The following is a 25,336-nucleotide window of genomic DNA, read 5'->3' on the forward strand; positions in this document are numbered from 1 at the left end:
CGGCGCCTTGCGATCGCACGCACCAGACGCCGCCCGGCCGCCCTCCGGGCGACGACGGCAGTCAGGTGACACGACCTAACGGACAAGGGCACCCCCAGGCCCACACCGCACCCGCACCACCCGCACAGCCGTACCAAGGCGCGCCCAGCGCTGCCCGTTTCCGGATCCCAAGACCCGCCAGTCCCTCCTGGAGTCGATATGTCCGCACGCCGTCACACGCTGAGAGCCGCCGCGCTCGCCACCGCGGTGGTCGCACTCGCCGCAGGCTGTTCCTCGGCCAACTCGAACCACAACAAGAACGGCGGCAGTGCCGCTTCGGGCGTCCTGAACATCGGCAAGCCGGACGGGCCGCAGACGAACAACAGCAACCCGTTCCTGAACACCTCGGCCGGCGCCACCCTCGGCTACCGCTGGATGATCTACGAGCCGCTGGCGATGGTCCGCCAGATCAAGCCCGCCGAAAAGCCCGACCCGTGGCTGGCGACCGACTGGAAGTGGGACCTCAACTTCCAGAAGGTCACCCTCACCATCGACGAGCGCGCCAAGTGGGCCGACGGCAAGCCGCTGACCGCCGACGACGTGGCGTACACCTTCGAGCTGCTGAAGAAGCACCCGGCGCTCAACGCCGACGGCATCCAGTGGGGCGGTGTCGAGGTCAAGGACAAGAAGGTCATCCTGACCTTCAACAGCTCGCAGTACGTCAACCAGAACAAGATCCTCCAGCAGTACATCGTCCCGAAGCACATCTGGGAGAAGGTCGACAACCCGGAGACCTGGCCGAACCGGAACCCGGTCGGCTCCGGCCCGTACAAGCTGAAGACCTTCACGCCGCAGACCACCACCCTGATCGCGACGCCCACCTACTGGAAGGGCTCGACCAAGGTCAAGGAGCTGCGGTACAGCACGTACAACGACAACAACGCGGCGACCACCGCGCTGGCCAGCGGCAAGCTGGAGTGGTCGTTCGTCTTCATGCCGGACTTCAAGAAGCTGTTCATCGACAAGGACCCGAAGAACCACAAGCTGTGGTTCCCGTCCGGTCTCGGCATCCACGGCCTCTGGATCAACACCGCCCGCAAGCCGTTCGACAACGCGGCGCTCCGCAAGGCCATGGCGATGGTGGTCGACCGCAACGCCATCTACACCCAGGCCGAGGCGACCCTGTACCCGGAGATCACCAACCCCACCGGCATCCCGCTGCCGGCCGGTGAGTCCTTCATCTCCGACACGTACAAGAAGGCCACCACCAAGCCGGACGTCGCGGGCGCCACGCAGGTCCTGGAGAAGGCCGGCTTCACGCTCAGCGGCGGCGTCCTCAAGGACCCGTCCGGCAAGCCGGTGAAGCTCACCCTCACCGACCCGGCCGGCTGGAACGACTACATCACCGGCCTGTCGATCATCAAGGACAACTTCAAGAAGATCGGCATCGACGCCAAGGTCAAGACGCAGACCGCGGACTCCTGGAACGCGGACGTCGCCAACGGCAACTTCGACGCCACCCTGCACTGGACCAACAGCGGTGCCACGCCGTACGACATGTACCAGAACATCATGGACGGCGCCCTGCTCCAGCCCATCGGCAAGCCCTCGCAGTCCGGCAACTTCGGCCGCTTCAAGAGCACCGAGGCGACCGAGGCGCTGAAGGACTTCGCCCAGGCCACCACGGACACCGCCCGCAAGCAGGCGATGGACGCGCTCCAGAAGATCATGGTCGAGCAGGCGCCGATGATCCCGACCGCGGCGGCTCCCGTCGGGGCGGAGTACTCCACGAAGAACTGGGTGGGCTGGCCCACCGAGGACAACCCGTACGCGGACCCGCAGCACACCCAGCGCACCTCGCTGGAAGTCGTGCTGAATCTCAAGCCCGCCAAGTAGTACAGCAGGGATCAGGTACCGGCCATGTCTGAACAGCCAGAGAACAACCACATCGTGCTCGAAGCACGCGGAGTCACCAAGCACTTCGCCGTACGGCGCAACGCCCGCGATCTCCTCGCGCGCACCCGCCGTACCGTCCACGCCGTGGACGACGCCTCGCTGCAACTGCGGCGCGGCACCGTCACGGCACTGGTGGGGGAGTCGGGCTCCGGGAAGTCCACCGTCGCCAGACTGCTCGCGCAGCTGTATCCGCTCACCTCGGGCGAGATCCACCTGAACGGGCAGCCGGCGAAGGCCGGACGTGGCCGGTCCTTCCGCAGTTACGTACGCCGGGTCCAGCTCATCTTCCAGGACCCGTTCGCCTCGCTGAACCCCGTGCACACCGTGCGCTACCACCTCACCCGGTCGCTGAAGATCCACGGCCGGGCGGGCAACGGCGAGGCGGAACTGGAACAGAACCTGACCGCTCTGCTGAACCGCGTCCAGCTGACTCCTCCTCATCAGTACCTGGACAAGTTCCCGCACGAGCTGTCGGGCGGTCAGCGCCAGCGCGTGGCCATCGCCCGCGCGCTCGGCGCCGACCCCCAGGTCCTCCTGGCCGACGAGCCCGTCTCGATGCTGGACGTGTCCATCCGGCTCGGGGTGCTCAACCTGCTCAAGGACCTCAAGGACCGGCTGCACCTCGCGATCCTCTACATCACCCACGACATCGCGTCCGCCCGCTACTTCGCGGACACCACCCTGGTGATGTACGCCGGCCGCATAGTCGAGGGCGGTGACAGCGAGACCGTCACACAGCGCCCCGCACACCCCTACACCCAGCTGCTCATCGCCTCCGCGCCGCACCCCGACCGGCAGGCCGTCGAGGACGAGCCGGAGGACCAGGGCAGCGGCGAGCCCCCGTCGCTCATCGCCCCGCCCGCCGGCTGCCGCTTCCACCCCCGCTGCCCCAAGGCGATGGAGCGCTGCCGCACCGAGCTGCCGCCCCGGTTCGACCTGGCCGACGGCCAGTGGGCCGCCTGCTGGCTCTATGACGGCACCGGCACCGCCCGCACCGACGACCACGAGAAGGAGGCTGCGAAGTGAAGTTCCTGCTCCAACGGCTCGCCTTCTACCTGGTCACGGCCTGGGCCGCCATCACGATCAACTTCCTCATCCCCCGGCTGATGCCCGGCGACCCCGTCCAGGCGCTCATCGCCCGCTTCCAGGGCCAGCTGGACACCAGCGCCATCGACTCGCTGAAGGCCCTCTTCGGGCTCGACAAGCAGCAGTCGCTCTGGGAGCAGTACACCGACTACTGGGTGCACCTCTTCCACGGCGACCTCGGCCTGTCGTTCACCTTCTTCCCGACCCCGGTCAGCGAGGTCATCGCGCAGTCGCTGCCCTGGACGCTGGCGCTCGTCGGGATCACCACGCTGATCAGCTTCCTGCTCGGCACCGGCATCGGGGTCTTCACGGGCTGGCGGCGCGGTTCCTGGATGGACAACCTGCTCCCCGTCACCACCTTCATCTCGTCCATCCCGTACTTCTGGCTCGGGCTCATCGCGATCTCGCTGTTCGCCGTGAAGTGGCCGCTCTTCCCGGCCGACGGCGGCTACGACAACTCGCTGGTGCCCGCCTTCGACTGGCCGTTCATCTCCAGCGCGCTCTACCACGGGGTGCTGCCCGGCTTCACGATCGTCCTCAGCGCGGTCGCCGGCTGGATCCTCGGCATGCGGAACATGATGGTGACGGTGTCCAGCGAGGACTACGTCATGGTCGCCCAGGCCAAGGGCCTCTCCGAGCGCCGGGTGATGTTCGGCTACGCGGCACGCAACGCGATCCTGCCCAACATCTCCGGGTTCGCCCTCTCGCTCGGCTTCATCGTCGGCGGCACGCTCCTGGTGGAGATGGTCTTCTCCTACCCGGGCATCGGCTACCAGCTCTTCCAGGGCGTGGGCGCCAAGGACTACCCCCTCATGCAGGGCATCTTCCTCATCATCACGCTCTCCGTCCTGGCGGCGAACCTCCTCGCCGACGTCCTCTACATGCTCCTCGACCCCCGTACCCGAAGGGAGGCATAGTGCCTCTCGTCCAGATCAGGCCGGGCTCGCGTGGCCTGGCACGCACATCTGCGGCGTTGTCGTCAATCACCAACGCTCCGCGTTGCCTCAATCCTCCGCCTTGCAGCTGCACGCGCCAGGCCCCGCTCCCTTTCCGGCCCGATCCGGACGAGAGGCACTAGACATGGCCGTCACCGCCACCGAGGTCGCCGTACTCGATGCCGCCGAAACCCCGGCAGCGAGCAAGCGCAAGTTCCGGTTCCTGCGCGGCCGGAAGACCACCATCGGCCTGGGCATCCTGCTCTTCTTCGTGCTGATCGCGATCATCGGCCCGTGGATCGCCCCGTACGACCCCAGCGCGATGAGCCAGGACCTGCTGGAGGCGCCCTCCGGTTCGCACTGGTTCGGCACCACGCAGACCGGTCAGGACGTGCTCTCGCAGATCCTCGTCGGCACCCGCGGCGTGCTCGTCGTCGGCTTCGTCGCGGGCATCCTCGCCACCGCCCTGTCCGTGCTGATCGGCGTCACCGCCGGCTTCCTCGGCGGGCTGGCCGACGAGGCGCTGTCGCTGCTGTCCAACGTCTTCCTGGTCATCCCGGGACTGCCGCTGATCATCATCATCGCCAGCTTCGTCACGGACGCCGGCGACCTGCTCATCGCCTTCGTCATCGCCCTCACCTCCTGGGCCTGGGGCGCCCGCGTGCTGCGCGCCCAGACCCTGTCGCTGCGCCGCCGCGACTACGTGGAGGCGGCCCGCGCCACGGGCGAGCCGACCTGGCGGATCATCCTCTTCGAGGTGATGCCGAACCTCACCGCCGTCATCGCCTCCGGCTTCGTCGGCACGGTCATCTTCGCGATCCTCTCCGAGATCACCCTCGCCTTCATCGGCGTCGCCGACATCTCGAACTGGAACTGGGGGACCGTCCTGTTCTGGGCGCAGTCCAGCCAGGCACTGGCCCAGGGCGCCTGGTGGTGGTTCGTCCCGGCCGGGCTCTGCATCGCCCTGCTCGGCATGTCCCTCGCCCTGATCAACTTCGGCATCGACGAATTCGTCAACCCGCGCCTGCGCACCGAGACCGGCGGCTCCAAGAAGGTCAAGATGCGCGTCGGCTTCACCCCGGTGGCCCGCCCCGGCACCAGCACCCCGCGCCACAAGGAGACCCGCTCATGAGCGAGCCCGTCCTCACCATCAGCGGCCTCAACGTGGACTACGGGACCGGCGCCGACGCCGTGCACGCCCTGCGCGACATCGACCTCACCCTGCACCGCGGCGAGGTCCTCGGCCTGGCCGGCGAGTCCGGCTCCGGCAAGTCCACCCTGGCCTACGCGGTCACCCGGCTCCTCTCCCCGCCCGGCGTCATCACCGGCGGCGAGGTCCACTACCACGGGCGCGACGGCCAGGCCATGGACCTGCTCGCCATGTCGGCGGCCGAGCTGCGTGCCTTCCGCTGGGCGGAGCTGTCCATCGTCTTCCAGGGCGCGATGAACTCGCTGAACCCCGTCTACACGGTGCACGCCCAGCTCACCGACGTACTCCAGGCGCACCGCCCGGAGATGAAGAAGGCCGACCGCACCGCCCGGGCCCGGGAACTCCTCAGCCTGGTCGGGATCTCCCCGGACCGGCTCGGCGCCTACCCGCACCAGCTGTCCGGCGGCATGCGCCAGCGCGTGATGATCGCGATGGCGCTCGCCCTGGAACCCGAGATCGTCATCATGGACGAGCCGACGACCGCGCTCGACGTGGTCATGCAGCGGCAGATCCTGCGCCAGCTGGTCCGGCTCCGCGAGGAACTCGGCTTCTCGGTCGTCTTCATCACCCACGACATCTCGCTGCTGATCGAGTTCTCCGACCGGATCGCGATCATGTACGGCGGCCGGATCGTGGAGGAGGCGGGCGCCACCGAGATCTACCGCGACCCCCACCACCCGTACAGCGCCGGGCTGCTGCACTCCTTCCCCGCGCTGCACGGACCCCGCCGCGAACTCAGCGGCATCCCCGGCTCGCCCCCGCACCTCTCGGCGATGCCCACCGGCTGCGCCTTCCACCCCCGCTGCGCCAAGAAGGTCGAGGGCTGCGACACCCACGTCCCGGTGCTCGCGGCGCCCGGGACGGACGGCTCCCGCTCGGTGGCCTGCTGGCTCCACCACGAGGCCCCGGCCACCGCCGCCGCCCAGGTCTAGCAACCGGCCGCCCCGAGCAACGCAACCACAGGAGAACCATGAACCTCGTCACCCCCCAGGCATACGCCCGCGAGATCGCCGCCCAGGCCGTACCCGGTCTGCCCGCCGGCTTCCGCTGGGGCGTCGCCACAGCCGCGTACCAGATCGAGGGCGCGGCGGCCGAGGACGGCAGAACGCCGTCCATCTGGGACACGTACTGCCGGGTGCCGGGCATGGTCGTCCGCGGTGAGAACGGTGACGTGGCGTGCGACCACTACCACCGCATGCCCGAGGACGTGCAGCTCATCGCGGACCTCGGCGTCGACACGTACCGCTTCTCGCTGGCCTGGCCGCGCATCCAGCCGGGCGGCCGGGGCCCGGCCAACGCCAAGGGCCTCGACTTCTACAAGCGCCTGCTGGACGAGCTGGAGGCCAAGGGCGTCACCCCCTGGGTCACCCTCTACCACTGGGACCTGCCGCAGGAGCTGGAGGACGCGGGCGGCTGGCCGGCGCGCGACACCGCGTACCGCTTCGCCGAGTACGCCGCGCTCGCCTACGACGCGTTCGGCGACCGGGTCGAGCACTGGACGACGCTCAACGAACCCTGGTGCTCCGCGATGCTCGGCTACGCCTACGGCGGCCAGGCGCCGGGCCGGCAGAACTTCGGCGAGGCCATCCACGCCGTGCACCACCTGCTCCTCGGCCACGGTCTCGCCTCGCAGTACCTGCGCGAGCAGGCCGCCGCCCGGGGCAACGACCTCGAACTCGGCATCACCCTCAACCTGGGCACCGCCTCCCCGGAGACCGACAGCCACGAGGACGCCGAGGCGTGCCGCCGCGCCGACGGCCTGGGCGCCCGGCTCTACCTGGACCCGCTGGTCAAGGGCGCCTACCCCGAGGACATCGTCGCCGACCTCGCCGCCCAGGGCATCGAACTGCCCGTCCAGGACGGCGACCTGGCCGCGATCTCGACGCCGCTGGACGTGCTCGGGGTCAACTTCTACCGCGGTTCGCTGTTCTCCGGCGTCACGGAGGACGGCGCGACCACGGACGCGGAGGGGCTGCCCGTCACCCGCCAGGTGGAGCGCGACCTGCCGCGTACCGCCATGGACTGGGAGATCACCCCCACCGCCCTCACCGACCTGCTCGTCCGTCTGGAGAAGGACTACGGCCTCCCGACGGTCATCACGGAGAACGGCGCCGCCTTCGACGACACCGTCTCCGAGGACGGCGGGATCCACGACGCCGACCGCACCACCTATCTCGCCGATCACATCGCCGCCGTCGCCGCCGCCCGCGCCCAGGGCGCGGACGTGCGGGGTTACTTCGCCTGGTCGCTGATGGACAACTTCGAGTGGTCCTACGGCTACGACAAGCGGTTCGGCATCGTCCGCGTCGACTACGACACGCAGGTGCGGACGCTCAAGGACAGCGCCAAGTGGTACCGCGACACCATCCGGCTCACCCGCGACGCGTCGTAGCCGCGACCGCGGGTGTGGCGCCTCACCCTCACCGGATACGAACGGGACACCCCACCATGCCCTCTCGTACGACCCTGGCAGCCACCACCGCCGCTCTGATCGCCCTCGCCGCCCCCATGGCCTTCGCCGCCCCGGCCCCCAAGCCGGCGGCGGTGCAGGCCGCGGCCTGGGACACCGACCGGGCCGCCGCCGCCCACGCCGCCGACCCGGGCTCCGTCACCGCGTCCGGGAGCGAGAACGACGCCTCCGGACCCGGGGCGGTGGCCGACGGCGACGGCACCACCCGCTGGTCCAGCAACTTCGCCGACGACGCCTGGATCAGGGTCGACCTCGGCTCCGTCATCCGCGTCAGCAGCGTCACCCTCGACTGGGAGGCCGCCTACGGCAAGAAGTACGTCCTGGAGGTGTCGAAGAACGGCACGGACTGGACCCCCTTCTACACCGAGGACGACGGCACCGGCGGCAGCGTCACCGCGCACACCTACCCGCAGGAGGTCACCGGCCGCTACGTCCGGATGCGCGGCATCCAGCGCGCCACCGCCTGGGGCTACTCGCTCTACTCCTTCAAGGTGTATGGCGGAGAGCCCGCCCCGGCCTCCACCACCCGCAGCAACCTCGCCCTCAACCACCCCGCGTACGGCGACTTCTACCAGCACGCGGGCAACTCCCCGGCCTTCGTCACCGACGGCGGCTGGCCCGCCGACCTGAAGGCCGACCAGTCCCGCTGGTCCAGCGACTGGAACGCCAACCGCTGGGTGGGCGTCGACCTCGGCGCCACCTCCACCATCGACAGCGTGGACCTCTACTGGGAGGCGGCCTACGCCGTCGACTACCGCATCCAGGTCTCCGACGACAACCGCACCTGGCGCACCGTCTACCAGCCGTCCGCCTCCGAGGTCGCCGCCCGCCGCGCGGACGTCAAGTCGCCCGGCGACGCCGTCGGACGGCACGACACCGTCCAGCTGCCCACCCCGGCGACCGGCCGCTACGTCCGGATGCTGGGGGTCGAGCGGCGCTCGTTCTACAACCCGGCGCCCGCGACCGCCCAATTCGGCTACTCGCTCTACGAGTTCCAGGTGTGGGGCACCGGCGGCAGCGCGAACGCCGCCTACCCGGCCCTCCCCAAGGACCCCGGCGGCGCCTACACCACCACGTTCTTCGACGACTTCACCGGCTCAGGACTCGACCGCAACAAGTGGCGGGTGGTGCGCACCGGCACGGAGATGAACCCGGTCAACGGGGAGTCCCAGGCGTACGTCGACTCGGCGGACAACATCCGCACCGAGAACGGCGCCCTCGTCCTCCAGTCGAAGTACTGCAAGGGCTGCACCCAGACGCCCGCAGGCACCTTCGACTTCACCTCCGGCCGCATCGACACCAACACCAAGTTCGACTTCACCTACGGCAAGGTCAGCGCCCGCATGAAGCTGCCGGTCGGTGACGGCTTCTGGCCGGCCTTCTGGATGCTCGGCAGCGACGTCGACAACCCGGACGTCTCCTGGCCCGGCTCGGGCGAGACCGACATCATGGAGAACATCGGCTACGGCGACTGGACCAGCTCGGCGCTGCACGGCCCGGGCTACTCCGCCGACGGAAACATCGGCAAGCAGCAGACGTACGCGAACGGCGGCCGCGCCGACGAGTGGCACACCTACGGCGTCGAGTGGACGCCCGAGGGCATGACGTTCACCGTGGACGACCGCGTCGTGCAGACGACCTCCCGCTCCAAGCTGGAGTCCACGCGCGGCAAGTGGGTCTTCGACCACAACCAGTACGTGATCCTCAACCTGGCACTCGGCGGCGCCTATCCCGCCGGGTGGAACAAGGTCACCAGCCCTTACTGGGGCCTTCCGCAGTCCAGCGTCGACCGCGTCGCACAGGGCGGCGTCAAGGCGGAGATCGACTGGGTGCGGGTGGAGCAGAAGAAGTAGCCGCACCCGGCCCCCCGAACCACCCCCCACAGGCACGTCACCTTCCGGTATCACCCATGTTCCGCGCGCGGCCCGGCGTCCCCCACCACCGCGCCGCGCGCGGGCACCGTAAGAAGGAGCCGCACAGATGCCACCCCGCACCCGCCGCCGGGCGAGACCCGTGACCGCCGTGCTGGCCGCCGCCACCGTGGTGGCCGGCCTGCTCGCCGGGGCGGTCCCGTCCACGGCCGCCCCGGCCGACGAGGAACCGGCACCGGTCGCCGTCGACCGCTTCGAGGGGGAGGTGCCCTTCGCCGGCCAGCCGGCCGAGGGCATCTTCACCTGGGGCGGTGACGCCGACGACCCGCCCACCCTGGCGCTGAAGGACCGGGCCGACGCCCCCGAGGGCGCCAAGGTCCTCGAAGGCAGCTACGACATCAGCGGCTACGGCGGCTTCAGCCACGACTACGCCGCCGACCAGCCCGCCCACGACTGGTCCGCCCACAAGGGCATCCGCTTCTGGTGGTACGGCCAGAACACCGCGCCCCTGCCGCCCGGTTCGGGCAAGCGGATCGCCTTCGAGATCAAGGACGGCGGCGCCAACGGCGAGGCCTCCGAGCTGTGGACCACCTCCTTCACCGACGACTGGGAGGGCTGGCACCTCGTCGAGATCCCGTTCGCCGACTTCACCTACCGGGGCGACTACCAGCCCGTCGGCGGCATCGACCAGGTCCTCGGCCTGAACGAGATGTGGGGCTACGCCCTCACCCTGCCGCCCGGCACCCCCGGCACGTTCGCCATGGACGGCGTGGAGCTGTACGGCAAGGCCGACGCGGCCCTGAAGGCGAGCGTCGTCACCGACGCCGCGGTGGTCCCGGTCGAGCAGGGCGCCGCCGCGTCCCTCGGCCTCACGCTCACCACGACCGGGTCCGTCCCGCTGGAAGAGCCCGTCACCGTCGCGTACGAGACGAAGGGCGGTACGGCGAAGCCCGGCACCGACTTCACGCCGGTCAGCGGCACGTACACCTTCCCGGCGGGCACCGCCTCCGGCACCACGCACAAGGTCACCGTCGCCACCAAGAAGGTGAGCGGCGCCGCCTCCGCGAAGACGATCCCGCTGGACGTGACCGTCACCGGCGCCCGGCCGCCGAAGGAGAACCCGCAGGCCGTCATCGACGCCCACGGGCTGCCGTACCAGAACGCGAAGCTGCCGGTGAAGCAGCGCGTCGCGGACCTGCTCGCCCGGATGTCGCCCGCCGAGAAGGCCGGCCAGATGACCCAGGCCGAGCGCAACGCACTCTCCTCGCAGGGCGACATCGCCACGTACGACCTCGGCTCGCTGCTCTCCGGCGGCGGCTCGGTCCCCTCGCCCAACACCCCCGAGGCGTGGGCGAAGATGATCGACGGCTACCAGCTGCGCGCCCAGGCCACCCGCTTCCAGATCCCGCTGATCTACGGCGTGGACGCGGTGCACGGCCACAACAACCTGGTCGGCTCGACGATCATGCCGCACAACGTCGGCCTCGGCGCCACGCGTGACCCGAAGCTGGCCGAGAAGACCGGTGCCGTCACCGCGAGCGAGGTCCGCGCGACCGGCGTCCCGTGGGACTTCGCGCCCTGCCTCTGCGTCTCCCGCGACGAGCGCTGGGGCCGTTCGTACGAGGCGTACGGGGAGGACCCGGCCCTCGTGAAGTCCCTGGAGACCGTGATCCAGGGCATGCAGGGCGCTCCCTCCGGCAAGGACCTGGACCGCAACGACAAGGTGCTGGCCTCCGCCAAGCACTTCGTCGGCGACGGCGGTACGGAGTACGGCTCGTCCACCACCGGTTCGTACACGACCGACCAGGGCGTCACCAAGGTCACCCGGCAGGAGCTGGAGGCCGTCCACCTCGCGCCCTTCGAGGACGCGGTCAAGCGCGGGGTCGGCACGGTCATGCCGTCCTACTCGTCGCTCGACATCATCGGGGACGACAAGGGCCCGGTGAAGATGCACGGCGACGCCGAGATGATCAACGGTGTCCTCAAGGACCGCATGGGCTTCGAGGGCTTCGTCATCAGCGACTACAAGGCGATCGACCAGCTCCCCGGCGACTACGCGAGCGACGTGCGCACGTCGATCAACGCCGGGCTCGACATGATCATGGTCCCGACGGAGTACAAGGACTTCACGAAGACGCTCCAGGACGAGGTCACCGCGGGCCGCATCCCGCAGTCCCGGATCGACGACGCGGTCTCCCGCATCCTGACCCAGAAGTTCCGGCTGGGCCTCTTCGAGAAGCCGTACGCGGACACCGCCAACCTGAAGAAGATCGGCTCGGCGGAGCACCGGGCCGTGGCCCGCGAGGCCGCCGCGAAGTCGCAGGTGCTGCTGAAGAACGACGGCGGCGTGCTCCCGCTGAAGTCCTCGCAGAAGGTGTACGTCGCCGGCTCCAACGCCGACGACATCGGCAACCAGGCCGGCGGCTGGACCGTCAGCTGGCAGGGCTCCTCCGGGGCCACCACACCGGGCACCACGATCCTGTCCGCCATGAAGAAGGACGCCGCGTCCGTCACGTACTCCAAGGACGCGTCCGCCGACACGGCCGGGTACGACGTCGGGGTGGTCGTCGTCGGTGAGACCCCGTACGCGGAGGGCGTCGGCGACGTCGGCAACGGGCACGACCTGAAGCTGTCCGACGCCGACCGGGCCGCCGTCGACAAGGTCTGCGCCGCGATGAAGTGCGCCGTCCTGATCGTCTCGGGCCGCCCCCAGCTCATCGGGGACCAGCTCGGCGGCATCGACGCGCTGGTGGCGTCCTGGCTGCCGGGCTCCGAGGGCGACGGCGTCGCCGACGTCCTCTTCGGAAAGCGGGCCTTCACCGGGCAGCTCCCGGTGACCTGGCCCAAGTCCGAGGCGCAACTCCCGATAAACGTGGGCGACGCCTCGTACGACCCGCAGTTCCCGTACGGCTGGGGCCTCACCACGCTGAAGAAGCCCCCGGCCGGCGGCGAGGCCACGCTCGCCCTGCTCGGCCTGGCCGCCCAGGTCGCCGAGCGCACCGGCCTCGGAAAGACCGAGGTCGGCCGGGAGATCGTCGGCCAGGCCCGGCTGCTGGTCCAGCAGAAGACCGGCGGCAAGCTGACCGAGAAGGTGTCCAAGCCGTTCGCGGACGCCGACCACCTGCTGCTCACCGGTGATCTGACCGGTGCGGTGGCGAAGCTCAGGACGGCCTACCGGGCCGCCTGACGACGCGGAACGGGCGGGCGGCACCAGGAGGCCGCCCGCCCGTTCCGTACGTCCCGACCCGTTTCGTACGCGTGTGCGTTAGCTTGGGAGTATGCGGAACAGGCCGTTTCTCGTCCTCACGGCCCCGGCGGCGCTCCTGGCGGGGCTCCTGGCACTGCTCGCCGCCCTCGCCCTCTTCCTGGCCCCGGCAGCGGCCCCCGCCGCCCCGGCCGCGACCGGCGCCTCCACCGTGAACGACGTCGCCCAGGCCCTGCGCAAGGGGCCCGTCTACGTCGACCCGGCCGCGTCCGACGAGCTCTCCCGGAGCCAGGCCGCCGCGCTGAGCAAGAAGATCGAGGACGCGGACAAACCGGTGTTCGTGGCCGTGCTGCCGAACACCGCCGCCTTCCCCGAGGACACCGTGCTGCGCACCCTGCGCGCCGAGACCGGCATCACCGGCGTCTACGCGATCCGCCTCGGCGACGGCTTCAGCGCGGGCGCCGACCCGCAGGTCATGTCCCGGAACGCGGTCATCAACCTCACCGCCGCCGTGAAGACCCCCGGCGCGGACACCGACGCGGCGACCCAGCTCAACGCCTTCGTGGACCGCGCCCTCGAACAGGCCCGGGGCAGCGCCCCCGCCTCCTGGAGCGGCGGCGAGCACTCCCCGTCGACCGGCAGCTCGGCCACCGTCGGCCTGGCCGTGACCGGGGCCGTGGTGGTCCTCGGCGGAGCCGCGGCGTACACGGTCGTACGCCGCAACCGCAGGCGCAAGGAGGAAGAGGAGCGGGTCGCGCTCGACAAGCTGCGGGTGGTCGTGGACGAGGACATCACGGCTTACGGGGAGACCCTGGAACGGCTCGACTTCCACCCCGCGGAGCCCGGCGCCGACGACGCGATGCGCGGCGACTACGAACGCGCCCTCGACTCCTACGAGAGCGCCAAGTCCCGTATGGCCGGGGCGAAACACCCCTCGGACGTGCGCGGGGTGACCCAGGCCCTGGAGGACGGGCGCTACTCGCTCGCGGTGCTCGACGCCCGCCGCTCCGGCCGCGAGCTCCCGGCCCGCCGCCCGCCCTGCTTCTTCGACCCGCGCCACGGCCCCTCCGTCGCGGACGTCCGCTGGGCCCCGGCGGGCGGCAGCGCCCGGGAGGTCCCGGTGTGCGCGGCGGACCAGGTGCGGCTGAACGAGGGCGAGGACCCGATGAGCCGCACGGTCGAGGTGGGCGACGGCACCCGCCGCCCGTACTGGGAGGCGGGCCCGGCCTACGGTCCGTGGGCGGGCGGCTACTTCGGCGGCGGCCTGCTCCCGGGCCTCCTGATGGGCACGATGCTCGGCTCGATGCTGGCCACCCCGGCGTACGCGGCGGACTACGGGGGCGGCGACTACGGCGGCGGCGACATGGGCGGCGACTTCTCGGGCGGTGACTTCTCCGGCTCGGACTTCGACTCGTCCGGCTTCGGAGGCGGCGGTTTCGGGGACGGCGGCGGCTTCGGCGACGGGGGCGGGTTCGGCGGCGGCGGGGACTTCGGGGGCGGCTTCTGAGCACGGGGAGCCCGGGTGCCCCGTGACAGAATCGCGCGCATGAACGACGCGGTCGCGACGCCCATGGCCCAGCTGGTGCACCGCCGTTGGCGCGAACGGGAGGCGCCCGACGGGGACGTCATCGTGTTCGCCGACGGCTCCCTCCGCGTGATGGACCTCCTGCGGACGCACGAGGCCGGACGGCCCGACGATCCGCGGGCCGAGAGCTGGCACTGGCTGGAGATCCTGCGGGCCACCGAATGGAGCACCGACGACTGGCTGGACGTCGATTCCACCCACGCCGTCCACGTCCACGGGGGAAGCCGCGCCTCGGCGGGGGAGTCCGCCCGGCACGGCTCCATCGGCTGGGTCGCGCTCACCCGGGACGACGAGGAGAGCACGCTCGAATGGCTCGCCGTCTCCCGCTGGTCCGACCCGTTCCGCGAAGTCGCCCTGGACGACACCGCGGTGACCGCGGTCAGCACCGCAGGACGCGTCTGGACCTTCCCCCGCGACGCGCCCCAGAACGTGCGGATCACCCTCGCCCCGGGCGGGCGCCGCTGAGGCGGGACTCGGACACGCGACCGGGCCGCGGGGGGACGGCCCCGCGGCCCGGACGTGGTGGAACGGCTGCCCCGCAGGCTCAGCCGCGGCCCCCGTGGGCCCGCTCGAACGTGGCGAATGCCGCCTCCTGGCGCCACTCGGTCGCCGCCTTCGGGCTGCCCGCGAGGTACCGCGCACAGCGTGCGCTCGGGCGGCCGTCACCGGGGCGGTCGGCGCGGCAGGCCGCCACCATGCGGTAGCTCGACGGTGCGCCGCCGGTGGCCCACAGGCTGCGGCCGTCGCGGAAGGCGTACTCCAGCGAGGCGCGGGCCAGGTCCTTCAGCTCGGTGTACGAGAGGCGGTAGGTCTTCGCCGCGTACTGGTACTCGTGGCTGATGTCGATCCGGGAGACGCCCGGGTCGTCCGTGGAGAGCACGATCGGCACGCCGTAGCGGCGGTACGCGTTGAACGGGTGGTCGTCGCCCGCGATGCCGAGGATCTGCTTGTTGCTGGAGAACGGCACCTCGACGGCCACGTGGCGCCGGGCCATCGTCCGGGCCAGCGCCCGCCAGTTGTCCTCGTGCACCAGGTCGACGCCGTGGCCGATGCGCTCGGCCCCGGCGACCCGGACCGCCTCGTTGATGTGGAAGGTCAGGTCCTCCGGCTTGACCAGGCCCGGGGCCAGCTCACCGGCGTGCAGGGTGAGGTGGGCGCCCGGGTACTGCCCGCGCAGGTACTTCAGCATCCGCATCTGGAGGCTGTAGTCGCGCAGCGAGGTCTCGCCGTCCTCCGGCTGCACGAGGTTGACCGCGACGAACCTCGGGTCGCGCTCGGCCAGCCGCATGCCGACCGCCATCTGCGTGAACACGCGGTTCGGGGCGCTGCCCCGGGAGACCTGGGAGATCCACCGGACGGGCAGCTTGCAGGCGGGGGCGGGGCGCGGGGTGTCGCAGTGCGCGGCCTCGCGGAACTGCGCGTCGCTGTCGTCGGCCTCCTGGACGGCCTCGTCGATGACCTTGTCCAGCTTGCCGCCCGCGACGAGCTTGCGGTGGAAGGCGGCGAAGTCGGCGTCGTAACCCACCTCGTCGGCCAGCTTCTTGGCGCTGTCCGAGGCCGGGCTGACCATCGTCTCCAGGTAGAACTGGTTCTGCTTCACCACGGTGTCCGCGACGTTGGCGAGCATCTTGCCCCGGGCGTACCAGGTGGCCATGCCGAACTTGCCGAAGGTGTCGAAGAAGTGGTCGTGCCCGGACTCGTCGGCCGGGAAGTCCTGCATCGACCAGGCCCGGATGATCTGCTGCTTGAACGCGGCGTCGGTGCGCGCGTCGGAGGCCGGCCGGGCGCCCGGGGCACACGGCGAGGCCACCGCGGTCATCGTCGCGTCGATGCAGAGCCCCTGCTCGATCGCGAGCTGGAGCAGATACTCGGTGGTCACCGCCCCGGACAGGTGATTGTGCAGGTCACCGCCCTTGGGCAGCTCCTTGAAGAAGGCCCGCAGCTGCGCGGGCCGCTCCCGCAGTGCGTCCAGGTGGGCGGCGGTACGGCGTTCGGCGGGCGTCACCGGCCGGGGCGCCGCATACGCGGTGGCGCGTACGGCGCTGTCGCGCGCGGGCGCGGCGGCGGTCGCGGGAAGCGCCGGGACCAGACTCAGCAGCGCGAGTGCACCGCCGAACCCGGCCAGCAAAGGGGACTTGGGACGGCGGACCGTCCGGTTGGTAGAGATCACCGAGGCATGATCACCCTCGCCAAGGTCATTTGCCCGCGAATCATGCCTTTGAGAGGGAACGTCCACCCGATCGAGTGGGAGAGCGCCTGGCGGACCGTTTCGGCCACCCGGAAACTTTCCGCCGGGCGAGGGGCGTTCGCGCTGCTCACGGAGACGGGTGGAGGTCTAGACCACTAACGAGGAACGAAAACTGTTTACCGGAGGGGCGTTCCTGTGGCTGACTGTGTCGTGTTCGCGACAAGTGGACGCGCGTAGACCCCATGCGTGAAGCGTGCTGCCCGAACGGCCGGTCAGGGCCGTTCCCCCCACCAGCAGGAGGCTCCTCATGATCACTCGCAAGAGACTCACCGCGGCCGGTGTCCTCGGTACGAGCGCGGCGCTGCTGCTCGGCCTGATGTCCGGCACCGCCTCGGCGGCGCCCCGCCACGACAACCCCGTCCCGCTCGGCAAGGGGTACATGGGCGTCGGCTACGTCCAGGACAGCAAGGACTTCAAGCCGGACACCCGGCAACTGCACCTCGGCGCGCAGCCGGACGCCGGCCTCAAGGCGAACCCCGAGGGCATCGACGTCTCCAGCTGGCAGGGCGGCATCAACTGGAGCTCCGTGCGCGGCGCGGGCATCGAGTTCGCCTGGATGAAGGCCACCGAGGGCCTGACGTACAAGGACCCGACGTTCAGTGCCAACTACCTGAACGCCTACAACGCGGGCGTCATCCGGGGCGCGTACCACTACGCCCGGCCGGACGTCTCCGGCGGCGCGGCGCAGGCCGACTTCTTCGCGAGCAACGGCGGCGCCTGGTCCCGGGACAACCTCACGCTCCCGGGCGTGCTGGACATCGAGGGCACCTGCTACGGCTACTCGCAGGCGTCCATGCAGCAGTGGATCCTCGACTTCTACAACCAGTACAAGGCCCGCACCGGCCGTGACGTGGTGATCTACACCAGCCCGAGCTGGTGGAACACCTGCACCGGCGGCTGGAGCGGCATGTCCGCCCGCAGCCCGCTGTGGGTCGCGAACTGGACCACCGGCACCCCCAGCATCCCGTCCGGCTTCCCCTTCTACACCGTCTGGCAGTACACCTCCACCGGCTCGGTGAGCGGAGTCTCCGGCAACGTCGACCGGGACCGCTTCAGCGGCGACCGCTCCCGCCTCCTCGCCCTGGCGAACAACACGCCGTGAACGTAAACGTATAGGTGTACGAGCCGGAGCGGCCTGGTCGGGCCGCTCCGGCCCCACCCGCCCCCCCCACGACCGTTCACGAAGGAGCACCTCATGACCCCACCCCTGAGCCGGCGCGGCGCCCTGATCGCCGGGGCGGCGGCCCTCGCCGGCGGTCTGGGCCCGGCGGCCGGCGCGGCGGAGGCGGCCCTCCGGCTGCCCGAGAGCACCCGCCCCCGCCTCTCCGCCCTGTCGCCCCTCCAGCGCGCCGGGCAGCGCGTCATCCACTCGTACCCGGGCCTCACGCCCCCCGCGTCCCTGATGACGGCCATCGAGCAGGGCCACACGGCGGGCGTCATCTTCTTCGGCGAGAACGTCCAGAACCTGACGCAGATCGAGGGCGTCATCCGGTCCATGGAGCAGGCCCGCGCCTCGTCCCCCGTCAAGGCGCCGCTGCTCCTCATGACCGACCAGGAGGGCGGCATGATCCGCCGCCTGCCGGGGGAGCCGGTCAAGTCAGCGAAGGACGTCGGCGCCTCCTCCGACCCGCACTACTGGGCCGACTTCACCGGCAGCGGCGCGGGCCTGAACCTCGCGGGCGTCGGCATGAACGTCAACCTGGCCCCGGTCCTCGACGTGTACCGCACGGCCGGGGACTTCACCGACCAGTACGAGCGCTCGTACAGCAAGTCGGCCGCCGCCGTGGCCAGTTGCGGCGCCGACTTCATCACCGCCCAGCAGCGCGAGGGCGTCGCCGCGACCGCCAAGCACTTCCCGGGCCTGGGCCCGGCGACGGCGAGCCAGAACACCGACCTGCGGTCCGTCACGATCACCACCTCCGCCTCGACCCTCCGCAGCGTGGACGAGGCCCCGTACCGGGACGCCATCGCGGCGGGCGTCAAGCTCGTCATGCTCTCCTGGGCGATCTACACGGGCCTGGACTCCGCCCGCCCCGCCGGTCTCTCGCCGACCGTCGTCGGCGAGCTGCGCAACCGGCTCGGCTTCAAGGGCGTCACCGTCACGGACGCGCTGGAGGCCGGTGCGCTCTCGTCCTACGGCAGTACGTCGCAGCGCGCCGTGAAGGCCGCGGCCGCCGGGATGGACCTGCTGCTCTGCTCGGCCCGCAGCGTCTCCCAGGGCGACGAGGCCGTCACCGCACTGGCCGACGCCCTCGGCGACTCCCTGGACCCGACCGCCTTCGACGCGGCGGCCGCCCGCGTGAACGCCCTGCGCGGGGGGCTGTGACGGGGCGGCCGTCCGGCGCGAGGGGGTGCCGGGCGGCCGCTCCCCAGGGGCCTTACCGGGGCGGGAATCGAACCGTAGACTCCGCGATCATGACCTTCGAAACGATCTACGCCGACGCGCCCTCTCCCGACGGCCCCGCGCTCTTCCCCACGATGTCCACGATGCGCGCCATGCGCCGCCTCAAGCCGGACGCCGTGCCGGACGAGACCATCGACCAGCTCATACAGGCGGCCGTGTGGGGGCCGAGCGGCGGCAACATGCAGTGTTACGAGTACGTCGTCGTCACCGACCGCGCGGTCATGGCCGAGCTGGCCCCGCTCTGGAAGCGGTGCGTGGACGCCTACCTCGCGACGACCGGCAAGCACGCGCCGAAGGGCATGGACGACGCCGCGTACGGTCGGATGGTGGCGGCGATCGAGCACCAGCGCGACCACTTCGCGGACACCCCCGCGCTGATCATCCCCTGCTACAAGTTCCCCGAGCCGCAGTTCGACGAGGAGGGCCTGGGCGTCTACGCCGCCTCGCTCGGTCCGGCCGGTCTCGACCACATGGCGAACACCCAGACACGCTTCCAGGCGCTGGCGGAGGGCTCCTGCGTCTACCCGGGCGTCCAGAACATCCTGCTCGCGGCGCGGGCGCTGGGGCTCGCCGCCAACATCACCATCTGGCACCTGATGCTGGAACAGGAGTGGAAGAAGGCCCTGGGGATCCCCTCGGACATGCACACCTTCGCCGCGATTCCGGTGGGCTGGCCGCAGGGCAACTTCGGCCCGGTCCGCCGCCGCCCGGTGGCCGATGTGATCCACCGCGACCGCTGGTAGCGCCGTTCCCGATACGGTACGGCGATGACCGACGCGCCCATATCGCCGCCCGCACCCGGCAGCTCCGCCGACGTCGTCCGTACGTGGGACGCCCGCGCGGACCACTATCTGCGGCTCTTCCGCGACGAGTTGACGGAGAAGCCGTACGACCTGGAGGTCCTGCGCGCGTTCGCGCAGCGGGTCGGCGCGGGCGGCCGGGTGTACGACGCGGGCTGCGGCCCCTGCGGCCACGTCACGGCCCTGCTCGCGGCCCACGGCCTCGACATGCTGGGCATCGACCTCTCACCCCGCTGCGTCGCGCTGGCGCGCCGGGAGCAGCCGGGCGTGCGGTTCGCCGTCATGGACCAGGGCGCGATCACGGGCGGCCCGCTCGACGGCCTGGTCGCGTACTACTCCCTCCACGACCAGCCCAAGCACCGCCTGCCCGACACGATGGCGTCCTGGGCCGCCGCGATACGCCCCGGCGGCGAGCTCCTGATCGTCGCGAAGGAGGGCGAGGGGGACGGCGTCGTCCCCGACCCCTTGGGCAGCGAACTCCGCGTCTACTGGGCGGAGTTCACCGCGTACGAGCTCCGCAGGGCAGCCCACGAGGCGGGCTTCACGACCGACGACTGCACGGTCCGCGAGGCGTACGAGAACGAGATCCCGGCCCGCCGCGTGTACCTCGCGGCGACGAGGCGCTAGACGTTCGCCCGGAGGAAGGCGGACCAGGCGGCGGCGTGCGCGGCGACCTCGACGCAGTCGCCGCCCTGGACGTGTGTGTTGCCGTGAGCGTGTCGCTGAGATGGTTCCTGAGACGTCTCCGGCAGATGGGGCTGGGGGCGAGGTATCTTGATCGCCCTGCGGCAAGGACGAGGTTGCAAAGGCAGGACGGATGCCGGAACAAGCGGTGCGGCCAAGTGAACTCCTGGCCGAGGACGAGGTCCGACTGCTGCGACGAGCTCTGGGCGAATGGGGCGGGCCGGCCCGGTGCAGTGACCAACTCGCCTTCGGCATGGGGTTCGCGGACGCTCGCGATCTGCTCGATCAGTGCGGCCTCCTGAGTCGCGCTCTGGCTGACGATGACCCGGTCGAGCCCGTCGATTGGGCGCGGACTCTCCTGGCCACGGAGATCGTCTTCGTCAGCGACCTCGTTGGTTCAGGCGTCGAGTGGCAGACGACCACGGGGCTCAGTGACGCGACCACGCTCCCAATCCTCCGGGAAATCCAGCGAAAGCTGTCCAGGACCGTGAGCGCGTACTACGGGACACGCCCGGCCGCATAGCCGTGATTGCGGTTCCAGAGGTCATCGTGCCTTCTCGTCGTACCGAAGCGTTCTTTCCGAGCGGGAGAAGGGCATGAGGGTGACCTTTTGGCGGAGTGCGCAGATAGTGATGCGGGGGCCCGGGCGATGAGACGCGCACCAGTCGGACTCGCAATGGCATGTGCTGGGGTGCTGGCTCTCAGTTCCTGCGTGGATAGTCGTACCGACCCGCCGCCCCCCTCCGTCAAGGTGACTGCTGCCGATATCTACGGCACTTGGGTGGGCTGGAAGGGCAGCTCTCTGACCATTCGGCCCGAGCACCGCGCGGTTGTGGAGAAGCTGGACGGGCAGGAGTTCGCATTCGACGATGGCTGGCGCATGTCGGGTCCGGGGTCCTGGCGCCTGCTGAAGCCCGGCGCGTATCGAGGTGGGAACGCCGTCGGGGATGGGTGGGTGATTGAGGTCAAGGCGAGCCCGGCCGGCCTCGCAGGGGAGAAAGGTCCCTTCGGGCAAGGCGCGGGGGCGGCGACTGAACTCAGTCCAGACGATGGCGCATCTCGCACCGAACCGCCGCCGGGGAAGGCGGTGTGGGACATCGGGGTCAGCAGGAGCAAGAAGGGCGAACTTCGCCTGTTTTTCTTGACGTCGGATCCCGACATTCGGGATACCTACTACCTCACGAGGAAGAAGTAAGTGAGCGTTTTCGGCGTTGCCTCCGGGGAGGCAACGCCGAAAACGCTCAGTGACCATGCGTGCCGTGGTCGTGCTCCTCGTAGCCCGGGATCGTGCCGTCCGGCTTCTTCACCAGGAACAGGCCGACCATGCCCATGTCGGAGTGGCTCTGGACGTGGCAGTGGTACATCCACGCGCCGGCGCCGACGCCCTCGCCGGCGATGATCTGGAAGCCGAAGGAGTCGGCGGGGCCGCAGATCTTGTTGTCGATGACCTGGCTGGGGTCGTCGGGGCCGGTGAGCATGCCGGTGCGGTTGTCCGCCCAGCGGTGTCCGTGCATGTGGAAGGTGTGGTAGTACTCACCGTGCGTGATCATGACAATCTCGACGCGGTCGCCCACGGTGGCCTCGAAGTTCGGGCCCTGCGGCAGGTTGTTGATGAGCATGTCGTTGAAGACGATCGTGTGCGTGGCGTCCGGCAGGACGTCGCCCTTGCGGCGCACGACCACCGGTCCGTACAGGCCCTTGCGGATGCCGCCGGTGCCGTGCTCCGTGCCGACGACGTGGTCGTGGTAGTGCCAGTAGCCGGCGCTGCCCGCCCGCCAGGTGCCGTCCGCGCGGCGGCCGGGGGTGTGGGTGCGCCAGGTGTAGGTGCGGGTGGCGCCGGGCTCGACCTCGCTGTGGTTCATCCTGGTGCCGTCGCTGGTGATCTCGTAGTCCAGGCCGTGGACATGGAGGCTCGCGGTGACGTCCATGGTGTTCTCGAACTCGATGTGCAGCGTGTCGCCCTCGGTCAGCTCGATCAGCGGGCCGGGGATGCTCGCCTTCCCCTTCTCCAGGCCGTAGCCCATCTGCCCGTCGGGGAGCTTCTCGGCGTACATCTTGAGGTGGCGTACCTGCCCGCCGGCCGGCGCCGTACGTGCCGCGACGGCGGCGGACGGGGCGGCGCCCGCCAGCTCGGGACCGACCGACAACGATGTCGCGGCCACGGCGCCGCCCAGCAGTACCCGTCGGTTGAAAGCGCGTCGTTCCATGCCGAACTCCCCACAGTGGTATGGGCTCAGGGCCTGTGGGACGGTACCGGCTGCCTTTTGGTTTATCCACACTCAGGACAAAGTTCGTTCGATTCCGGTGATACCTCTTGGCGAACCGTGCAAAGGGGTCTAGCTTCCTCAGCGCTGTCGCTGCGACCGAGGAGAGTGGGTTACCACATGCGGTTGACATCGCATCACATGCCCGTGCACCACAGAGGATCGAGCGCCAAGTCCCGGCGGAGACGGATATGGGTCGCGTCCCTGACCGCGGGCCTCGTCACCGCCGGGCTGCTGTCGGGTACGTCCGCCAGCGCGCGCCCGGTGCCGGAACCGTCCCTGACAACGATGTCCATCAAGTCGCCACCAGGCGGCTCCGACGTGCGCGTCCTGGTGTTCTACGGCTCCGCCGCGGCCGGTGACGAGTCGCCCGTCGTGAACGCCGGCATCGCGGCGATCGAGCGCATCGGGCAGACCGGCCCGGCCTCCGAACGGTTCACCACCGAGGCCACCGGCAACGCCTCGGTCTTCACCAACACGCGCAAGCTGGGCAAGTACAACGCCATCGTCTTCCTGACCGGCGGCGGAGACATCCTGAACGCCGAGCAGGAGGCCGGCCTGGAGGCGTACATGGAGGCCGGCGGCGGCTTCGTGGGCCTCCATGACGCGGCCCGCGCCGAGCCGTACTCCGACTGGTTCACCGGCCTGGTCGGTGCCCGCCCCGTCGCCGGCGCCGCGCCCGCGGTGCAGCGGGCCACCGTGGAGGTCGGCGACCGGCGCAACCCGGCCACCAAGGACCTGCCGCAGGAGTGGAAGCGCCCCGACCAGTGGCTCAACTGGGCGAAGAACCCCTCCGGCGAGGTGCACACCGTCGCCCGGGTCCGCGAGTCGACGTACAAGCCGGGCACCGGTGCCAACGGCGCCGACCACCCGGTCAGCTGGTGCCGTGACTACGACGGCGGCCGGTCCTTCTACACCGCCATGGGCGGCACGGCCTCCTCCTACGACGAGACCGACTTCCGCACCCATCTGCGCGGCGCCCTGATGTGGACCACGCGCCTCGCACAGGCCGACTGCAAGGCCACCATCACGGCCAACTACCAGGCGGAGCGGCTCACCCAGCCCAACCAGCCCGGGCAGAACGACCAGATCGGCGAGCCGCACGGCCTGGTCACCGCGTCCGACGGCCGGGTCTTCTACATCGGCCGCGGCGGCGCCGACGCCTCCCAGCCGGTGGTCACCGACTGGAACGATCCGGACGTCGGCAAGGGCAAGGGCCAGATCCACGTCTACGACCCGAAGACCAAGAAGGTCACCCTCGCCGGTGAGCTGACCGTCTTCGGCAACAAGGGCGGCGGCGAGGAGCTGACGAAGGTCGAGGAGGGGCTGCTCGGCATCGAGCTGGACCCGCGCTTCACCGAGAACGGCTGGGTGTACCTGCACTACACGCCGCACTCGGAGATCAACCGCGACACGCACATGGCCGAGCGGCGCGTCTCCCGGTTCACGTACAACAACACCACCGGCAAGCTGGACATGGCCAGCGAGAAGGTGCTGCTGAAGTGGCCGGTGCAGATCCACAGCTGCTGCCACGCGGGCGGCGGGATGGCCTGGGACTCCCGGGGCAACCTGTACATCGCCACCGGTGACAACAACTCCAGTGGCTTCAGCGACGGTTACTCGGGCAACAACCCGCAGCCCAACTTCAAGGGCGTCTCCTTCGCCGACGCGCGCCGCACCGCAGGCAACACCAACAACCTCAACGGCAAGATCCTGCGCATCCACCCCGAACAGGACGGCACCTACACCCTCCCCGAGGGCAACCTGTTCACCGGCGAGGAGACCGCCGAGGGCGGCGGCAAGACGCGCGGCGAGATCTACGTGATGGGCGTGCGCAACCCGGCCCGCATCTCGGTCGACAAGGCCACCGACATCCTCTACGCCGGCTGGGTCGGCCCGGACGCCGGCGCCCCGTCGACGACCTGGGGCCCGGCCAAGTACGACACCTTCGCCGTGATCACCAAGGCGAGCAACCGCGGCTGGCCGTACTGCATGGGCAACAAGCAGCCCTACCGGGACCGCAACCTGCCCGACCCGACCAAGCCGCTGGGCTGGTACGACTGCGACCACCCGAAGAACGAGTCGCCGAACAACGACGGCCTGGTCAACCTGCCGCCGGTCACCGGCAACAACATCTGGTACTCCCCGCAGGGCGGCGGCCCCGACTACCCGCGCGACGCGAACGGTGTTCCGTCGTACAAGGAGTCGGAGGCGACCTACCAGCTGCCGTGGCTCAAGGGCGGCGGCCAGGCCGCGATGGACGGCCCGGTCTACCGCTACGACGCCGCGAACAGCAGCACGGTGAAGTGGCCCGAGTACTGGGACGGCAAGTGGTTCGTCGGTGACTTCTACGACGCCGACCAGCCGCGCAACGCCGTGCTGATGGACCCGAAGACCCAGGGCGACGGCGGGATCCCGGTGCACTCGGAGTCGCTGAAGAAGATCGTGCCGGTCGGCAACGACGGCATCAAGAACCTGATGGACTGGAAGTTCGGCCCGGACGGCGCGCTGTACGTCCTCGACTACGGGCGCGGCTTCTTCACCTCGGACGCCAAGTCGGCGCTGTTGAAGGTCACCTACAAGGGCGGCGGGCCGACCCCGGCCGCCGGTCAGCTGGCGAGGGGGACGCAGTGACAGGC

At 70.3% G+C, this 25,336-nt stretch carries 18 protein-coding genes; 16 read left to right on the forward strand and 2 right to left on the reverse strand.

Annotated elements, in window-relative coordinates:
• The first annotated feature begins 198 nt into the window (after positions 1-198).
• From AMK18_RS14690 to AMK18_RS14735, 10 genes are all read left to right on the forward strand, one after another.
• On the forward strand, positions 199-1,875 hold the full coding sequence (locus AMK18_RS14690; protein WP_073863101.1) for an ABC transporter substrate-binding protein: 1,677 nt from the start codon (positions 199-201) through the stop codon (positions 1,873-1,875).
• Between the two features lie 24 nt (positions 1,876-1,899).
• Complete coding sequence (locus AMK18_RS14695) at positions 1,900-2,961, forward strand: ABC transporter ATP-binding protein (protein WP_018102487.1); 1,062 nt, start codon at positions 1,900-1,902, stop codon at positions 2,959-2,961.
• A complete protein-coding gene (locus AMK18_RS14700; RefSeq protein ID WP_018102486.1) occupies positions 2,958-3,938 on the forward strand; it encodes an ABC transporter permease in 981 nt (326 codons plus the stop codon). The genes AMK18_RS14695 and AMK18_RS14700 overlap by 4 nt, the downstream gene beginning before the upstream one ends.
• 163 nt (positions 3,939-4,101) lie before the next feature.
• Positions 4,102-5,088: an ABC transporter permease gene (locus AMK18_RS14705; RefSeq protein ID WP_073863102.1), complete on the forward strand. Its 987-nt coding sequence runs from the start codon at positions 4,102-4,104 to the stop codon at positions 5,086-5,088.
• Positions 5,085-6,098 carry an ABC transporter ATP-binding protein gene (locus AMK18_RS14710; RefSeq protein WP_073863103.1) on the forward strand — a complete coding sequence of 338 codons (1,014 nt, stop codon included), beginning with the start codon at positions 5,085-5,087 and terminating at the stop codon, positions 6,096-6,098. Before AMK18_RS14705 ends, AMK18_RS14710 begins: the two co-directional genes overlap by 4 nt.
• Before the next feature lie 38 nt (positions 6,099-6,136).
• On the forward strand, positions 6,137-7,558 hold the full coding sequence (locus tag AMK18_RS14715) for a GH1 family beta-glucosidase (protein WP_073863104.1): 1,422 nt from the start codon (positions 6,137-6,139) through the stop codon (positions 7,556-7,558).
• A 56-nt stretch (positions 7,559-7,614) separates the two neighbouring features.
• Positions 7,615-9,489: a discoidin domain-containing protein gene (locus AMK18_RS14720; protein ID WP_073863105.1), complete on the forward strand. Its 1,875-nt coding sequence runs from the start codon at positions 7,615-7,617 to the stop codon at positions 9,487-9,489.
• A gap of 127 nt (positions 9,490-9,616) precedes the next feature.
• Positions 9,617-12,694, forward strand: coding sequence for a glycoside hydrolase family 3 protein (locus AMK18_RS14725; RefSeq protein WP_073863106.1), 3,078 nt, complete (start codon positions 9,617-9,619; stop codon positions 12,692-12,694).
• Positions 12,695-12,785: 91 nt separating this feature from the next.
• Positions 12,786-14,219 (forward strand): LPXTG cell wall anchor domain-containing protein, encoded by a 1,434-nt coding sequence (locus AMK18_RS34890; RefSeq protein WP_073863107.1) that lies wholly within the window; start codon positions 12,786-12,788, stop codon positions 14,217-14,219.
• Between the two features lie 39 nt (positions 14,220-14,258).
• Entirely contained in the window at positions 14,259-14,762 is a 504-nt protein-coding gene (locus AMK18_RS14735; protein ID WP_073863108.1) for a hypothetical protein, read from the forward strand.
• A gap of 79 nt (positions 14,763-14,841) precedes the next feature.
• On the opposite strand, the gene AMK18_RS14740 is transcribed toward AMK18_RS14735, so the two are convergent.
• Complete coding sequence (locus AMK18_RS14740) at positions 14,842-16,467, reverse strand: adenosine deaminase family protein (protein WP_073863109.1); 1,626 nt, start codon at positions 16,465-16,467, stop codon at positions 14,842-14,844.
• A 325-nt stretch (positions 16,468-16,792) separates the two neighbouring features.
• Between AMK18_RS14740 and AMK18_RS14745 the strand changes: the two genes are divergently transcribed.
• From AMK18_RS14745 to AMK18_RS14770, 5 genes are all read left to right on the forward strand, one after another.
• Positions 16,793-17,647 (forward strand): GH25 family lysozyme, encoded by an 855-nt coding sequence (locus tag AMK18_RS14745; protein ID WP_018102476.1) that lies wholly within the window; start codon positions 16,793-16,795, stop codon positions 17,645-17,647.
• 93 nt (positions 17,648-17,740) lie between these two features.
• Entirely contained in the window at positions 17,741-18,871 is a 1,131-nt protein-coding gene (locus AMK18_RS14750) for a glycoside hydrolase family 3 N-terminal domain-containing protein (RefSeq protein WP_018102475.1), read from the forward strand.
• A gap of 89 nt (positions 18,872-18,960) precedes the next feature.
• Positions 18,961-19,692, forward strand: a complete 732-nt coding sequence (locus AMK18_RS14755; protein WP_073863110.1) for a nitroreductase family protein — start codon at positions 18,961-18,963, stop codon at positions 19,690-19,692.
• A gap of 24 nt (positions 19,693-19,716) precedes the next feature.
• The gene (locus tag AMK18_RS14760) at positions 19,717-20,376 is read left to right on the forward strand and encodes a class I SAM-dependent methyltransferase (protein WP_073863111.1); all 660 of its coding nucleotides are present in this window, start codon (positions 19,717-19,719) and stop codon (positions 20,374-20,376) included.
• Positions 20,377-21,145: 769 nt separating this feature from the next.
• Positions 21,146-21,628 carry a hypothetical protein gene (locus tag AMK18_RS14770; protein WP_143202269.1) on the forward strand — a complete coding sequence of 161 codons (483 nt, stop codon included), beginning with the start codon at positions 21,146-21,148 and terminating at the stop codon, positions 21,626-21,628.
• A gap of 46 nt (positions 21,629-21,674) precedes the next feature.
• On the opposite strand, the gene AMK18_RS14775 is transcribed toward AMK18_RS14770, so the two are convergent.
• On the reverse strand, positions 21,675-22,640 hold the full coding sequence (locus AMK18_RS14775; RefSeq protein ID WP_073863114.1) for a multicopper oxidase domain-containing protein: 966 nt from the start codon (positions 22,638-22,640) through the stop codon (positions 21,675-21,677).
• 198 nt (positions 22,641-22,838) lie between these two features.
• Between AMK18_RS14775 and AMK18_RS14780 the strand changes: the two genes are divergently transcribed.
• Positions 22,839-25,331 (forward strand): ThuA domain-containing protein, encoded by a 2,493-nt coding sequence (locus tag AMK18_RS14780; protein WP_198956997.1) that lies wholly within the window; start codon positions 22,839-22,841, stop codon positions 25,329-25,331.
• Positions 25,332-25,336: the final 5 nt, after the last annotated feature.

This window comes from Streptomyces sp. CB01249, assembly GCF_001905735.1.
Classification (GTDB): domain Bacteria; phylum Actinomycetota; class Actinomycetes; order Streptomycetales; family Streptomycetaceae; genus Streptomyces.